At 55.6% G+C, this 15,157-nt stretch carries 12 protein-coding genes; 4 read left to right on the top strand and 8 right to left on the bottom strand.

Annotated features, from left to right (window positions below; translation table 11 throughout):
• Positions 1-42: 42 nt before the first annotated feature.
• From rbsK to JWF83_RS15785, 4 genes are all read right to left on the bottom strand, one after another.
• Positions 43-1,257 carry a ribokinase gene (rbsK, locus tag JWF83_RS15800; RefSeq protein ID WP_413651302.1) on the bottom strand — a complete coding sequence of 405 codons (1,215 nt, stop codon included), beginning with the start codon at positions 1,255-1,257 and terminating at the stop codon, positions 43-45.
• Between the two features lie 188 nt (positions 1,258-1,445).
• The gene (locus JWF83_RS15795) at positions 1,446-1,922 is read right to left on the bottom strand and encodes a YhcH/YjgK/YiaL family protein (protein ID WP_413651301.1); all 477 of its coding nucleotides are present in this window, start codon (positions 1,920-1,922) and stop codon (positions 1,446-1,448) included.
• Positions 1,923-2,044: 122 nt separating this feature from the next.
• A complete protein-coding gene (locus JWF83_RS15790) occupies positions 2,045-3,427 on the bottom strand; it encodes a CoA transferase (RefSeq protein WP_413651300.1) in 1,383 nt (460 codons plus the stop codon).
• Positions 3,428-3,510: 83 nt separating this feature from the next.
• Positions 3,511-4,404: a DMT family transporter gene (locus JWF83_RS15785; RefSeq protein WP_413651299.1), complete on the bottom strand. Its 894-nt coding sequence runs from the start codon at positions 4,402-4,404 to the stop codon at positions 3,511-3,513.
• A 219-nt stretch (positions 4,405-4,623) separates the two neighbouring features.
• Here JWF83_RS15785 and JWF83_RS15780 point away from each other — a divergent pair, with 219 nt between their 5' ends.
• Positions 4,624-5,334, top strand: a complete 711-nt coding sequence (locus JWF83_RS15780; protein WP_413651298.1) for a glutamine amidotransferase — start codon at positions 4,624-4,626, stop codon at positions 5,332-5,334.
• A 264-nt stretch (positions 5,335-5,598) separates the two neighbouring features.
• The gene (locus JWF83_RS15775) at positions 5,599-7,119 is read left to right on the top strand and encodes an aldehyde dehydrogenase family protein (RefSeq protein ID WP_413651297.1); all 1,521 of its coding nucleotides are present in this window, start codon (positions 5,599-5,601) and stop codon (positions 7,117-7,119) included.
• A 139-nt stretch (positions 7,120-7,258) separates the two neighbouring features.
• On the opposite strand, the gene JWF83_RS15770 is transcribed toward JWF83_RS15775, so the two are convergent.
• The 4 genes from JWF83_RS15770 to JWF83_RS15755 form a co-directional block, all read right to left on the bottom strand.
• Positions 7,259-8,560: an MFS transporter gene (locus JWF83_RS15770; RefSeq protein ID WP_413651296.1), complete on the bottom strand. Its 1,302-nt coding sequence runs from the start codon at positions 8,558-8,560 to the stop codon at positions 7,259-7,261.
• A 129-nt stretch (positions 8,561-8,689) separates the two neighbouring features.
• Positions 8,690-9,733 carry a LacI family DNA-binding transcriptional regulator gene (locus JWF83_RS15765; protein ID WP_413651295.1) on the bottom strand — a complete coding sequence of 348 codons (1,044 nt, stop codon included), beginning with the start codon at positions 9,731-9,733 and terminating at the stop codon, positions 8,690-8,692.
• Between the two features lie 113 nt (positions 9,734-9,846).
• Entirely contained in the window at positions 9,847-10,857 is a 1,011-nt protein-coding gene (gene gap / locus JWF83_RS15760; RefSeq protein ID WP_413651294.1) for a type I glyceraldehyde-3-phosphate dehydrogenase, read from the bottom strand.
• A gap of 77 nt (positions 10,858-10,934) precedes the next feature.
• Positions 10,935-11,915, bottom strand: a complete 981-nt coding sequence (locus tag JWF83_RS15755) for a GlxA family transcriptional regulator (protein ID WP_413651292.1) — start codon at positions 11,913-11,915, stop codon at positions 10,935-10,937.
• Between the two features lie 296 nt (positions 11,916-12,211).
• Here JWF83_RS15755 and ascF point away from each other — a divergent pair, with 296 nt between their 5' ends.
• Positions 12,212-13,675 carry a PTS cellobiose/arbutin/salicin transporter subunit IIBC gene (ascF, locus tag JWF83_RS15750; protein ID WP_413651291.1) on the top strand — a complete coding sequence of 488 codons (1,464 nt, stop codon included), beginning with the start codon at positions 12,212-12,214 and terminating at the stop codon, positions 13,673-13,675.
• A 15-nt stretch (positions 13,676-13,690) separates the two neighbouring features.
• Entirely contained in the window at positions 13,691-15,121 is a 1,431-nt protein-coding gene (locus tag JWF83_RS15745; RefSeq protein ID WP_413651290.1) for a 6-phospho-beta-glucosidase, read from the top strand.
• Positions 15,122-15,157: the final 36 nt, after the last annotated feature.

Here is a 15,157-nt window from a genome sequence, read left to right as displayed (position 1 = left end):
GGCGACAGTGTCACTGTCGCTAATGGTTAAATGGTCGTGGCATTAGCGTTGAGCAAGACGTGCCGCGACCTGCTGATGGTCAGGCATATTGGATGCGCCCTCGCGCTCTACCGCCAGCGAAGCAAAGGCGGAGGCGTAGGTTGCCGCCTGCGCAATACTGTCACCGGAGGCAATCGCCGCCGCGAAGGCGCCGTTAAAGGCATCGCCGGCGCCGGTGGTATCGACGCTCAGAGCCGGGAAGGCGGCAATATGCTGGAACTGTTGGTTGTCACAAATCAGCGCCCCGCGTGAGCCCATGGTGATAATCACCCGGCGCGCGCCTTTACGCACAATCGCCAGCGCCGCTTCTTTGGCACTCTCCAGATCGGTCACTTCAATGCCGGAGAGCAGCGAGGCTTCGGTTTCATTCGGCGTCACCACATCGGCATATTGCAGGCAGGAAATAATATCGCTGGAAAACGGCGCCGGATTCATAATCACCGGCACCCCAAGGGTATTCGCCAGCTTCATCGCATTCAGCGTGGCAGAGAAGTTATTCTCCAGCTGCAACAGCAACACATCGGAGGTCGACAGTTCGTGGGTCAGTTCCGCGACCTCATCGTCGGTAATGGTTTTATTGGCTCCGGAGTAGATGGCAATCATATTTTCGCCATTCTCCTGTGAGACATAAATAATCGCGTTGCCGGTCGGCTCGATATCGGTCTGATAGAGCTTAAACGAATGAATATCGGACGCTGACAAATGGTCGAAAGCGAACTGACTGAACTGGTCTGTGCCAACCTTTGAGACAAAGTGCACGCGTGCGCCGGCATGGCTGGCGGCCATCGCCTGATTTGCCCCTTTGCCGCCCGGGCCTAAAGTACTGCCGAGTGCCAGCAGTGACTCACCGCCTTTGGGAAAGCGCGCGACTTTCGCCACGATATCGACATTAAATGAGCCCAGAATACAGACTTTACCCTTCATATTTTTACTCCGTTTCCGCTGATGCTGGTTTTTATGGCGCTGACTTTCCAGCCGTTTTAGCAGCACCTCGAAATTGCCACCGGTTTCCGTAATTAACTTCGCCTGTAAATTGCGACGCACAATAATTGCCCCGCCGTGGCAACGCTGAACCAGTCCCTGGCGCGCCAGCGCCGCTAAATCACTGCGGATGGTCTCTTTGGTGACGTCAAAGGTGGTGGCGAGCCACGCCACACTGACGCGTTCCATATCGTCCAGATAATCAATAATTTTTTCGCGTCGTTCTTCAAGAAACATTGTCACCTCAGCAAGTTAGTAAAAGCCTAAGGGAGCGCCTGTTGGTAAAAAGTGACTGCGATCATATGTGGCGGTGAAAAACGGAAGGAAACAAAAATGAAACCAGGTGAGGAAAATGTGGGGTTGATCACATGTGGAGGGCAGGGACAGGAAAAAGCGCAGGGGCGAGAGCTGGCCCGCCCGAAAATTTAGCTAAATAAGCTGAGGTGAATCTTGAACACCAGTTTGCGGATGGCGGATGTGCCATGGGTCTGACAGCAGGGACGATGCACATCATGTGGGAAGAAGACGGCAAACATACCGGGTTCAAGTGCAATCATCGACTCATTAACGGCGTTTTCATAGAACACAATATCGCGTTCTTCAGCAAAGTCTTCCGTTATCCGATTATCCGCATGGATGCGTGCGACGCCGATACTCTCCTGGCCTTGCAACAGATACTGAATATCAACATAGTTAAAATGCGACTCGGCGGGCCGGTCGGCAGCGGGTTCGGTATTCATCTCCTGCAGCAGGCAGAACATTTTATTGTCCGGTAAAATTTCATATCTGCCGGTGGCTAAGGCGCTGAGATCAGTTTCGGCAATCCAGTTAATAGCCTGATTGATCACCGGATGAAAGGCGTATTGTTCCCGTGCCCAATCCTTGCTATCACAAATAATCATGGTTCTGTCTCCGTAGAGTTATCGATGGTTTTTTGAACATATCAACAGGAGACTAAGGGAGAGCGGACAGGCAAATGATGATGGTGATCATATTTATCGTCATCGGTCGCGCCGCGCGGGCATTAATGCTCTCCATTCAGCCATTTTGCCGGCTCTGAGCCCAGCGGTGCCGGTGGACGTGACCAGATCAGCGCAGTGCCGGGCAGCCAGACCGGCGGACGCAGGCGGTAACCGATGCCCCAGGGCGAAAACTCAATCACGTCCGACTCGTCCGCTGGCTGTGGCGTCAGCGCGTCAGCGCGCTGCGCCTGGCCAGGGTAAGGATTATCGCTTAGCAGGCAGGCGGTGCGCGCGAGGGATAAACGCGCGCTGAAACCACAGTGCAGCAGTCGGCGCTGACGCAATCCTTCGAGTACCGCCGCGGCCATCAGATAACCGGTGGCGTGATCCAGCGCCTGTACCGGTAACGGGATCGGCTGTTGCGCGCCTTGCCACTGGCGTCCTCTTTCGGCGATGCCGCAGCCCATCTGTACCAGACTGTCAAAGCCGCGGCGATTGCGCCACGGACCGCTCCAGCCCCAGGCGTTAAGCGTAACATCAACTAATCCCGGCGCCAGCTGCTGGCGTTTTTCGCTGTCATAACCGAGATTTTCAAGCGCATCGGCACGGTAGCCATGCACCAGCACGTCAGCCGTAGCGAGCAGCGATTCAAACTGCTGACGTCCGGCGCTGGATTTCAGATCCAGTCGTGCGCAACGTTTACCGAGGGTGATCTCTTCCGCCAGCGTTGGCTCATCCCACCCCGGCGCATCAATACGCAGCACCTCGGCGCCCAGTCCGGCAAGAAAGCGCGTCGCCACCGGGCCGGCAATAATGCGGGTAAGATCCAACACCCGCATCCCGTGTAACGGCCGCGCAGGCGGAAGCCGCCAGGATGGAGCGCTGGCCTCTGCCAGCCGGGTTTGGGCAATTAATGGTTCACGCGCCACGCTTTGTCCCTGCGGATGCTGCTGCCATGCTCTGAGGCTGCGCATTTGCGCCGCACAACCGCCCGCGCTGACGATGGCCTCCTCCAGCGTCTGCTTTTTCCAGCCGCGTACCTGACTGGCGAGCGCCTGCCGATCGCGCTGGCGGCCGAGCACCTTTTCCAGCGCCTGACGATGATGGGGAGCATTGGTATGCAGACGTATCCAGCCATCGGCGGTGGCATAGTCACCGGCAAAAGCATCCCACAGAGCGGGGGCTGCGCGGTTGAGCGGGCGCAGAGATTGTTGAAACCAGCGTGACGCCAGGCGTACATCGACCGCCACCGGCTGCGGGTTGTCGACCAGTGCCGCACAGGCCTGCATGGCGAGGGCGATACTGCTCGCCGCCAGTTCGGTTACCGGATACGCTGAGCTGAAAGCCTGATCGCCGTGAAAACTCGCTGCCGGTAGCGCGGTATCGGCAGTGCGTAAGCTGTGCCACATTTGCTGCCAGAAATCTGCTGCCATGCCCTGATCCATTGCCTTCTCCCTCGGTTCACGCCGTATTAAAGGTAGCAACAGATCGCGCGATTTTCCTGAAGCTGTGGTTCAGCCCGGAGTTATTACGACCTGCGGCGGCGCGCCAGCCGGGGAAAACGGGCATGCATCCGCAGGTTGCGTATATTGATCACCGAAATCGCCGTGCCCGCAATCACCAGCAATGCCCCTGCCACTTTAAACAGATTCATGCTGTCGCCCAGTACCACCACCCCCATGATCACCGCCAGTACCGGCGTCAGCAGCGAGTAGGGCATAATCAGGTTGACATTGTATTTTTGCAGCAGGGCATACCACAGTGAATAGGCGACAATCGACGAGCCAATCGCGCTGTAGAGAATGCCGAACCAGCCGCGCCAGCTGGAGTGAGTCAGGGCGCTGAGCTGGTGCGACTCCATCAGAAACGACGCCAGACCGACAATCGGGATGGCGAGAAATGAGATCCAGCCGGTCATGGCCAGGGGTTTAATCGGCGGCGATTTTTTAACGATCATATTACTTATCGCCCAGCCCGCGGCGCTGCTTAATAGCAGACAGAGTACCCACCCGCTGGGGATGGTCGGGCTACCGGTCAGCACCACCACCCCGGTCAGCGAGAGGGTAATGCCGAGAATCTGGATCAGCGTCAGCTTCTCTTTTAGCACCACCATCGCCAGCAACATGGCGAAAGGGGTGCCGAGCTGTACCACAATCGCCCCGGTGCCGGCGTCGGTATAGTTAATGCCGACAAACAGCAGGGAGAAATGCAGAAAGCCAAAGGTAAACGCCAGCGGCAACAGATAGCGCAGCTGTTCACGGGTCACACGGGTAAAGGGGATCAGCAGAATCGCCACCACCACAAACCGCATACAGGTCATAAACAGCGGCGGGAGATCCAGCAGCCCCCATTTAATCGCCACGTTATTAAAGGCCCAGAGAAACACCACCAGTAAAACCAGAAAAAAATGACGCAATGCCACGACGCAGTCCTTAGTTTTGCGTTGTTAACTCACCGCTAATCATGACACGAATATTCGTTTTGCGAAGTAAACGGCACAGTAATTTTTTAGCCACGCCGTATAAGGTCCTCAGAAAATGTTATGAGACGGGCGGCGCAGTCAATGTCAAACTGTCAGTCCGAAACCTGATTCGATCAGGGCACTGAATATTGTGTTAACCAACAAGGATTCTGATTCGGTATGACCTGTTCCTCTATAGCCCGTTTAGCGATTATTCAACTGGAAGTTCCTCCCGCTGCCGTCAGCGACCGCGTTGGCGATCAGACCCGCTGGTTTGTGCAGGCACTGCAGTTACAGCCGGAAGATTATCGGGTGGTGCGCCCGCATCTGGGTGAACAACTCCCCGATTTTACCCATATTTCCGCCGCCATTCTCAGTGGCTCCTGGGCGATGGTCACCGACCATGCCGACTGGAGTGAACGCACCGCTGCGTGGATCCGTGGCGCCATCGATCATCAGTTACCCCTGCTGGGGGTCTGCTACGGTCATCAGCTGATGTCGTATGCGCTTGGCGGCGAGGTTGGCGATAACCCATGTGGCTGGGAGCGTGGATTAAAGCCGGTGCAAAATCTGGCGCCGGCTGACGAACTGCTCTCCGCGCTGCCTGTGCAATTTGACGCCTGGCTCTCCCATCGTCAGTCGGTACTGCGTCCCCCCGCGGGGGCACAGGTGCTGGCGCGATCGGCCCTTGATGAGTGCCAGATTATTCGCTACTCGCCGCTGGCGCTGTCAGTGCAGTTTCATCCGGAGTTTGATGCGCAAATTATGGCAGCCTGTATGCCCGAAGAGAGCAGGGATGTCAGTAGCACACTGCAGGGACCCGACTGGGCACGCAGCCTGCTGGCAGCATTTTACCATAACCTGCAGTCGCATCAGGTGCAGGCTGTCTGACGTAATAGCGATGCGTCGCCGATCTCTTTTTTAACATTTCACCCCGCGTATTGATGCCTGAGCACGTCGCACGCGTGCTCATTTTCTTCTGGCGCTACTTATCCCAAATTACTGTGATTTCAGCAAAAATTGCTTTTTTACTCGACAATATTTTAGCCTGGCTCACAGTTTCGCTGCTAACAATCTGAGATTCTGCACGGGTGAGATGTTAATGGTGCGTTATTTAAATGTTGCGCACTGCCGGTCGAATGACAGGAGAAGATCATGCGTTATGCATATCCCGGATACAAAGATTCGCTGATTACCCTCCAGCAACATTATGGAAACTTTATCAACGGCGAATTCGTCCCGCCGGTGAATGGTGAGTACTTCAGCAACACGTCACCGATTAATGGTTCAAATATTGGCGAGTTCCCGCGTTCAGGTCAGGCAGATGTTGATAACGCGGTGGATGCCGCGCATGCTGCCGCGGAAGCCTGGGGTAAAACCTCGGTGCAGGTGCGCTCGCTGACCCTGTTGAAAATTGCCGATCGTCTGGAAGAAAATCTGGAAAGAATGGCGGTCAATGAAACCTGGGACAACGGTAAGCCGGTACGTGAAACCCTCGCGGCCGACCTGCCTCTGGCAGTAGATCATTTCCGTTACTTTGCCGGTTGTCTGCGTGCGCAGGAAGGCAGCGTGGCGGAGATTGATGAATTTACCGCGGCCTATCACTTTCATGAGCCACTGGGGGTGGTGGCGCAAATTATCCCGTGGAATTTTCCGCTGTTGATGGCGGCATGGAAACTGGCGCCGGCGCTGGCGGCGGGTAACTGCGTGGTACTGAAACCCGCGGAACAGACGCCACTGTCAATTACGCTGTTTGCTGAACTGATTAATGATTTGCTGCCGCCTGGCGTGCTGAATATCGTACATGGTTTAGGCCGTGAAGCGGGTGAAGCGCTGGCGTCACATCCGCGTATTGCGAAGGTCGCCTTTACCGGATCGACCGCTACCGGCGCCCATATTCTGCAACTGGCGGCGAAAAGTTTGATTCCTTCCACCGTTGAACTGGGGGGGAAATCGCCGAATATCTTCTTTGAAGATATTATGCAGGCCGAACCGTCATTTATTGAGAAAGCAGCGGAAGGGGTCGTGCTGGGTTTCCTGAATCAGGGTGAAATTTGTACCTGTCCGTCACGCGCACTGGTACAGGAATCGATCTATGAACCCTTTATGGCCGCCGTGCTGAAACGCGTTAAAACCATTAAACGCGGTGACCCGATGGACAGCGACACCATGATTGGCGCCCAGGCGTCGCAGCAGCAGTTCGATAAGATCCTCTCTTATCTGGATATCGCCCGGAAAGAAGGCGCTGAAGTGTTAACCGGCGGCGGTATTGAGACGCTGGAAGGCGATCTGGCGACCGGCTACTACATTCAGCCGACCCTGCTGAAGGGCAACAACAGCATGCGCGTGTTTCAGGAAGAGATTTTTGGACCGGTCATCGGGATTACCACTTTTAAAGATGAAGCGGAGGCGATTGCCATTGCCAACGATTCGATTTATGGCCTCGGTGCTGGCGTCTGGACGCGCGATATCAACCGCGCCTATCGCGTTGGCCGGGCAATTAAAGCCGGGCGCGTCTGGACCAACTGTTATCATCTCTATCCGGCGCATGCCGCATTTGGCGGCTACAAAAAATCCGGTATTGGGCGTGAAACCCATAAAATAATGCTTGATCATTACCAGCAAACGAAAAACCTGCTGGTGAGCTATAGCGTGCAACCGCTTGGTTTCTTCTGAATTCGAGTTCAGTCAGGGTGTGGTAAGTCACGGGGCGGATGTTCGCCCCTTTTTGCTGCCTGCGGAAAAACTGCGCTTTGCTGATGGGGCAGCTATATGCCTGACAATGCCGGCCTCCTTCCCGTCATCGAATGTAGGTTCACCGATTCACCAGTTTTGCCGGTAATGCCACCACCAGTAAACTACTTAACAGCAGGCAGACAGCGAAAAACCACATGGCGCCGCTACTGCTGCCGGTCAGATCGAGCGCCAGCCCCATGACTGAGTTGCTGACCAGCCCGGCGATATTAGCCAGCGAACAGGCAAGCGCGAAGCCGGTCGCCGCCGCGGTCCCTTTCAGAAAAGTGGCCGGCAGGCTGAAGAACACCGGAACCGCACCGATAATCGCCGCCTGGGCAACCGAAAACAGCAACACTGTCGCCAGCAGGTTATCAGCATAGTGGGTGGTGCCCGCCATTGCCGCTGCGCCAATAATAAAAGGCACAATAATATGCCAGCGGCGTTCGCGATAGCGGTCTGAACTGGCGCCGATCAGCAGCATGCCAAACAATGCGGCAACGCTGGGGATGGCGGTCAGCACGCCAATATCGGCAAGGTTACTGACACCGGTATTGCGAATAAACGTCGGCAGCCAAAAGCCCATGGCGTAGGCGCTGAGCAGAATGGAAAAATCAATACCGCCCAGCATCCACACTTTCAGGTTAAAGAAACCATCGCGAAAGCGTTCTCTGACGCCGCTGGCCTGCGCGTCATCGGCGTGCAGCTGCGCGCTGACCAGCGCTTTTTCGTCGGCGCTCAGCCAGCGCGCCTGCTGTACGCTGTCCGGCAGCAGGCGGATCGCCATCAGTCCCAGCAGCACGCTCGGCAGGCCTTCCAGCAGAAACATCCACTGCCAGCCGTGCAGGCCGTGCAGTCGATCGAAGTGAGTGATAATCCAGCCGGAGAGCGGGCCACCGATCACGCTGGAGAGCGGCAGGCCGATCATAAACAGTGAAATGATGCGGCCGCGACGCCACGAGGGGAACCATTTGGTCAGGTAAAACAGTACCCCGGGCAGAAATCCCGCTTCGGCGAGACCGAGCAGGAAACGCAGCAGATAGAATTGCGCCGCGCTGGCGACAAACAGCGTCGCCGCCGACAGCAATCCCCAGCTGATCATAATGCGCGCAATCCATAGTCGCGCGCCGACCCGTTGCAGAATCAGGTTGCTGGGGACTTCAAACAGGATATAGCCAACAAAGAACAGCCCGGCGCCAAGGCCAAAGGCGGCTTCACTCATCTGCAACTGGCTGGCCATCTGTAATTTGGCGAGGCCGACATTGATGCGGTCGAGGTAGGCGGCCAGATAGCATAAGCAGAGGAACGGGATAAGCCGCCAGGTGATTTTACGGTAAACGGCGGAACCTGCCGTAGTAGCAGAAGGGGTAAACACAGCGGTCATCACGATCTCCGGACGCAAAATATGCCCTGTACAGGCAATAGCTTTCCAGGCGTTGCCGGCTCAGAACCTGTAATCGGTTGTTAAGCGGCATGATAACGAATCTGCTAACAGATTGCCGCAATTGGGTTATCATTCGGCGGGGTGTTCAATGGCGTGCATCTGACCAAAAGGGCCGTTGCCCACCGACTCCCTGACGATCAGATCGGAGATAAAGATATTTTCTTTTGACAGATAGCCGCCATCCAGCATCGAGATCAGGCGGTTAATGACCTCATTAATCATCTCGCTAACCGGATCTTTGACGCTGGATAATGGCGGATTAAGAAACGGGCCGTTAGGGATATTGTCGAATCCCAGAACGGAAACCTGTTGCGGTACCTTTAACCCGGCTTCACCCAGCGCTTTGATCGCCCCGATCGCCATATCATCATTACTGGCAATCAGGGCGCTGAAAACCTGGCCACGCGCCAGCAAGGCGGCCGCGGCCGCAGCACCGCTGGCGGCAGTCCATTTACCTTCCACCACCAGTTGCGGTTGCAGTCTCACCGCGCCATCGCTGAGCGCTTCTTTGTAGCCTGACAATCGTTCAATCGCGGTGGGTGAATCCAGTGAGCCGCTGATAAAGGCAATCTGCCGGTGGCCGTGTTCCAGCAGGTAGCGCGTGGCCTGGTAACTGGAGCCTTTATGATCGCAGCAGATACAGTGGCTCTGATGCTTTCGCAGTTGACGGTTGACCACCATAATCGGCTGTTTATGTTGTTCAATAATCTGATCCAGCGCATCGACGCTGAGAAAGCGCGGGTAGAGGATGATGGCATCACAACGTAAATCCAGCAAAAACTGAATAGCCTGCTGCTCTTCCTCAGCGCTATGCTTGCCATCCACTAAAATCAGCTGGCGACCATTGGCCTCTAACTTGCGTGCCGCCTGCGAGAGCAACTCATTAAAGTAGCTGCCGTTATACAGGGTATTGGTTACCACCAGACCGATACACTGGGATTTATTGCTGGCGAGATTGCGCGCCAGCAAATTTGGGCGGTAGCCGGCGTCGGCAATAGCTTTGAAAACCTGCTGTTTAGTCGCGTCACTGACGTAGCCCTTTCCGGACAGCACACGGGAGACCGTGGCTTTTGATACGCCAGCTTTCTTTGCCACTTCTTGCATGGTAGACATCGCTACTTCCTGAATTTTTTCACCTTATCGCTATTCTACACATTTCGGCACGGCAAAGGGCGGCATACGCCGCCGTTTTTCACCGGCGGCAATCTCTGCCGCCGGATAGCCGCTTACAACCCGCGTTTTTCCATTAACAACGCCAGATCGACCAGACGGTTGGAGAAACCCCATTCGTTATCGTACCAGGCGAGAATTTTTACCATCCGCCCGCCGATCACCAGCGTCGACAGACCATCGATAATTGATGAGCGCGGATCGCCACGGTAGTCGCTCGATACCAGTGGCTCATCGCTGTAACCAAGAATACCCTGCAGTGGGCCGGATTCGGCGGCCTGACGGAACGCGGCATTCACTTCATCCACCGTGACATCCCGCTTCAGGGTGACGGTCAAATCAACAATCGACACCACCGGCACCGGTACGCGCAATGAATAGCCGGTCAGGCGTCCATCCAGCTCAGGGATAACTTTGCCAAGCGCTTTGGCTGCGCCGCTGGAGTAGGGAACAATCGACAGCGCAGCGGCACGGGCGCCGCGCAGATCTTTTTCCGGCTGATCGTGCAGTGCCTGGCTGTTGGTATAGGCGTGGGTGGTATTCATCAATCCGTGTTCGATGCCGAATGCCTGATGCAGGACCTGGGCGGCGGGGGCAAGGCCGTTGGTGGTACAGCTACCATTGCTGACCACCTGGTGTTTTGTCGGATCGTAGCGATCATGGTTAACGCCGATCACCACCGTAATATCGTCGTCTTTGCCTGGGGCGGAGATAATGACGCGTTTAGCCCCTCCTTTGCTGATATGCACCTCAGCCTTTGCCCGCTCGGTAAAAAAGCCGGTGGCTTCAATAACGATATCTGCACCGACGCTGCTCCAGGGGATTTGGGCCGGATCGCGCTCGGAGAACACCCGGATGCTGTTGCCGTCAACCACCAGCTGACCTTCAGCCGCTTCGACATCCGCGGGCAGTTTGCCGAGTAGCGAATCATATTTCAGCAGATGGGCGAGGGTTTTGCTGTCGGTCAGGTCGTTAATCGCCACCACCTGGAAATCGCTGCGGCCGAGTGCGGCGCGCAGTACATTACGGCCGATACGGCCAAAGCCATTAATGCCTACCTTTACCATGATGAACTCCTTTGTTAGCTGTCTGATGTAAATTTAGGCTGACAGAGAAGTGGCGTAAATGACAAAAAACTATCAATTTACGCCAACGCGCGGGCGCTGAAGCGTTCACGGTACTCGCCCGGAGTCAGCTGCAGATTACGTTCGAACACCCGACGCAGGTTAAGGCTGTTGCCAAAACCGCTGGCGCTGGCCACCTGCTCAAGCCCTTCATTACTCTGCTCCAGCCGCTGGCGCGCGCTGGCAAGACGTGCTTCGGCCACATAGCGGGCAGGCGTCGCGCCGGTCTCCCGGGTAAAGACGCGGGTAAAATTGCGTGGACTCATGGCGACCCGTTCCGCCAGCTTCTCAACCGAGAGATCGGTTGCGAGATTGCTGAGGATCCAACTCTGCAGATCGCTGATCGGGCCAGGGCTCTTCGCCTGGTTGAGCAGAAAGCGGCTGAACTGGGCCTGACCGCCTGGCCTGCGCAGATACATCACCAGGTCTTGCGCCACAGTGCGCGCCAGACTAAAGCCGTAATCATCTTCCACCAGCGCAAGCGTCAGGTCAAAACCGGAACTGACGCCGCCCGAGGTCCAGAATGCGCCATCCTGAACATACAGCGGACCGCTGGCGACTTTCACTTTAGGGAAACGCGTCTGCAATGTTTCCAGCAGACGCCAGTGGGTGGTGGCGCTACGCCCGTCAAGCAGTCCGCTTTGCGCCAGCAGCATCGCGCCGCCGCAGATGGAGACTACGCGGCGAGCATAGGGCGCGGCGCAGCGTAGCCAGTCGACCACCTGTTCAGCTTCCTCCTCGCTGACACCTCTGCCGGTGACCATAATGGTGTCACGCGGCTGTTTAGGATCGAGATCTAACAGACGATAGTCCGCCAGCAGATTTAATCCCGACTGGCCGTGAATCACATGGTGCGGCTGAGTGGTGGCAATAGTTAACTGATAAAGGGGGCGGGCGTCATCCTGCGCATGTAAGCGGTTGGCTTGCGTCAGGATATCGGCGATGCCCGCCGCTTCAAATAGCATGCCCCCTTCGGGGACGATAATCAGGAATGTTTTCATGTCCTGAAAATACAAAATAGTCAGAATAAGTCAAGTTACCCGGCCGCGCCTGGGCGGTGAAAAGTTCTGCTGCGCCGCCTGAATGGCGCTTATAGCGATCATTATCACAAAATTAAAATTAAATTATTGGATCTCTTGAACTCCCTATCATATGTGAACATTCTCGTGTGGAACCGGTTACCTATTTTTCTGCAACCTGTCAGATTTCAGCGGTCTTCCGGCGCGGGGTTTTTATAACCATATGCAATTTATGATAATTATGCGTTAAGCGCGTCATAACCAGAGAGTCGTAACTGATGTCACAGAACTTTATGGCAGTATCAAAATCGATAGTTGAGGCCATCGGCGGACCCGGAAACGTCGCTGCCGTCACTCACTGTATGACGCGTTTACGCTTTGTGCTTAATGATGACAGTGTCGTAGATAGTGTCCGGCTAAAGTCGATCAAAGGCGTGATGGGCGTGGTGCGCAATGAGAATCAGTGCCAGGTGATTATTGGCAATAATGTTTCGCGGGCCTACGCCGAGGTACTGAAGCTGCTGCCGGCCGGCATCGCCGCCGCCCAGGGCGCTAGCCCGACCGGGAAGGCGCGCATCAGCCTGAAACAGATTGGCGCCGGTATTCTTGACGCCTTAATTGGCACCATGTCACCGTTGATCCCGGCGATTATCGGTGGCTCAATGGTGAAACTGCTGGCGATGATCCTGAATATGACCGGTATTTTTGCGCCTGGCGCCACGACGTTAATTATCCTGAATGTTATCGGCGACGGTGCGTTCTTCTTCCTGCCGGTAATGGTGGCGGCCTCTGCGGCGGTGAAGTTCCGGACCAATATGTCGCTGGCCATCGCCATCGCCGGGGTGCTGGTACATCCCAACTTTATTGATCTGATGGCGAAAGCGGCACAGGGCCAGCAGGTTGAATTTATCGGTTTCGGCATTACCGCGGTTAAATATACCTATACCGTTATTCCGGCACTGTGTATGACCTGGCTGCTGTCGTATATCGAAAAGTGGGTGGACCAGATTACGCCAGCGGTAACCAAAAACTTCCTGAAACCGATGTTAATCGTGCTGATTGCCGCGCCGATCGCCATTATGTTTATCGGCCCGTTGGGGATCTGGATCGGTAGCGGCATCTCGGCGCTGGTTTATACCGTGCACAGTTATCTTGGCTGGCTGTCGGTTGCCATTATGGGCGCTATCTGGCCATTGCTGGTGATGACCGGTATGCACCGGGTATTTACCCCCACCATTATTCAGACAATTGCGGAAACCGGTAAAGAAGGGATGGTGATGCCATCTGAAATCGGCGCCAACCTGTCGCTGGGTGGATCTTCCCTGGCGGTGGCATGGCGGACGAAAAACCCGGAACTGCGCCAGACGGCGCTGGCTGCGGCGGCCTCCGCTATTATTGCCGGTATCTCGGAACCGGCGCTGTACGGCGTGGCGCTGCGTCTGAAACGTCCGCTTATCGCCTGTCTGATTAGCGGGTTTATTTGCGGCGCTATCGCCGGGATTGGCGGGCTGGCAAGCCACTCCATGGCCTCGCCGGGCCTGTTTACCAGTGTTCAGTTCTTCGATCCGGCCAACCCGATGAGCATTGTCTGGGTATTTGCCGTGATGGTACTGGCGGTGGTGATCTCTTTCTTTACCACCTTGCTGCTGGGCTTTGAGGATATTCCGCTGGAGAAGACGGAAAGCGACAGCGTGGCGACCCCATCCGGCGATGTGCTGCCGGGCGCAGTAAAAGTTAACTAAGACAAGAGGACGCGTATGTCAGCATCAACATTTCCCGCAGGATTTTTATGGGGCGGCGCCATTGCCGCAAACCAGGCCGAAGGTGCCGCTTTTGCCGCTGGCAAAGGGCTGACCACGGTTGATATGATCCCTCACGGGCCGCAACGTCTGGCGGTTAAACTGGGTCTGCAGAAGCGCACTGCGTTGCAGGCGGATGAATTTTATCCCAGCCATCAGGCGATCGATTTCTACCACCGTTATAAAGAAGACATCGCCTTAATGGCGGAAATGGGCTTTACGGTGTTCCGCACCTCGATTGCATGGAGCCGGATCTATCCGAACGGCGACGAAATGACGCCAAACGCCGAAGGGATCGCCTTTTACCGCGATCTGTTCAGCGAATGTAAAAAATACCATATTGAGCCGCTGGTCACGTTGTGCCACTTTGATGTGCCGATGCATCTGGTCACGGAATATGGTTCATGGCGTAACCGTAAGATGGTGGAGTTTTTTGCCCGCTATGCCCGCACCTGCTTTGAAGCCTTTGACGGGCTGGTGAAATACTGGCTGACCTTTAACGAGATTAATATCCTGCTGCACAGCCCATTTTCCGGCGCCGGCCTGGTATTTGAAGAGGGCGAAAATCAGCAGCAGGTAAAATATCAGGCGGCGCATCACGAACTGGTTGCCAGCGCATTAGCCACTAAAATTGCGCATGAGGTGAACCCGCATAATCAGGTAGGCTGCATGCTGGCAGGCGGCAACTTCTATCCCTGGTCCTGTAAGCCAGAGGATGTATGGGCCGCGCTGGAAAAGGATCGCGAAAACCTGTTCTTTATTGATGTCCAGGCCCGCGGCGCTTATCCGGGCTATACCCGGCGACTGTTCCGCGAGAAAGGGGTCACGCTGGCGATGGAGCCGGGTGACGGCGAGATATTGAAAAACAGTGTGGATTTTGTCTCTTTCAGCTATTACGCCTCCCGCTGCGCCTCGGCGGAGATGAACGAAGATAACAGCAGTGCCGCCAATATCGTCAAATCATTAAAAAACCCGCATATCCAGGCCAGTGAATGGGGGTGGGGTATCGACCCGCTCGGTTTGCGCATTACCATGAATATGATGTATGACCGCTATCAGAAACCGCTGTTTCTGGTAGAAAACGGACTGGGCGCAAAGGATGAAATCAATCCGCAGGGCGAAATCAATGACGACTACCGTATCAGCTATCTGCGCGAGCATATTAAAGCGATGGCGGACGCGATTGATGACGGCATCCCGGTGATCGGCTACACCTCCTGGGGATGTATCGATCTGGTCTCCGCGTCTACCGGCGAAATGAGTAAACGCTATGGTTTTGTCTATGTCGATCGCGACGATCGCGGGCAGGGCAGTTTAACCCGCACCCGCAAGAAGTCGTTCTGGTGGTATAAAAAAGTGATTGCCAGTAATGGTGCGGATTTAGATTAACCACTGGCCGGTTTCACATCCCCGGCAACCCGGCCT

Origin of the sequence: Pantoea sp. B65, assembly GCF_047308185.1 — a bacterium.
In the GTDB taxonomy this organism is placed as follows: domain Bacteria; phylum Pseudomonadota; class Gammaproteobacteria; order Enterobacterales; family Enterobacteriaceae; genus Erwinia.
This window is presented reverse-complemented; position numbering and strand designations above follow the sequence as displayed.

What these genes read in the sequence shown, in the direction of transcription:
- rbsK (WP_413651302.1), bottom strand. Translation starts at nt 1,257, where the DNA reads ATGTTTCTTGAAGAACGACGCGAAAAAATTATTGATTATCTGGACGAT.
- JWF83_RS15795 (WP_413651301.1), bottom strand. Translation starts at nt 1,922, where the DNA reads ATGATTATTTGTGATAGCAAGGATTGGGCACGGGAACAATACGCCTTT.
- JWF83_RS15790 (WP_413651300.1), bottom strand. Translation starts at nt 3,427, where the DNA reads ATGGATCAGGGCATGGCAGCAGATTTCTGGCAGCAAATGTGGCACAGC.
- JWF83_RS15780 (WP_413651298.1), top strand. Translation starts at nt 4,624, where the DNA reads ATGACCTGTTCCTCTATAGCCCGTTTAGCGATTATTCAACTGGAAGTT.
- JWF83_RS15775 (WP_413651297.1), top strand. Translation starts at nt 5,599, where the DNA reads ATGCGTTATGCATATCCCGGATACAAAGATTCGCTGATTACCCTCCAG.
- JWF83_RS15770 (WP_413651296.1), bottom strand. Translation starts at nt 8,560, where the DNA reads ATGACCGCTGTGTTTACCCCTTCTGCTACTACGGCAGGTTCCGCCGTT.
- JWF83_RS15765 (WP_413651295.1), bottom strand. Translation starts at nt 9,733, where the DNA reads ATGTCTACCATGCAAGAAGTGGCAAAGAAAGCTGGCGTATCAAAAGCC.
- gap (WP_413651294.1), bottom strand. Translation starts at nt 10,857, where the DNA reads ATGGTAAAGGTAGGCATTAATGGCTTTGGCCGTATCGGCCGTAATGTA.
- JWF83_RS15755 (WP_413651292.1), bottom strand. Translation starts at nt 11,915, where the DNA reads ATGAAAACATTCCTGATTATCGTCCCCGAAGGGGGCATGCTATTTGAA.
- ascF (WP_413651291.1), top strand. Translation starts at nt 12,212, where the DNA reads ATGTCACAGAACTTTATGGCAGTATCAAAATCGATAGTTGAGGCCATC.
- JWF83_RS15745 (WP_413651290.1), top strand. Translation starts at nt 13,691, where the DNA reads ATGTCAGCATCAACATTTCCCGCAGGATTTTTATGGGGCGGCGCCATT.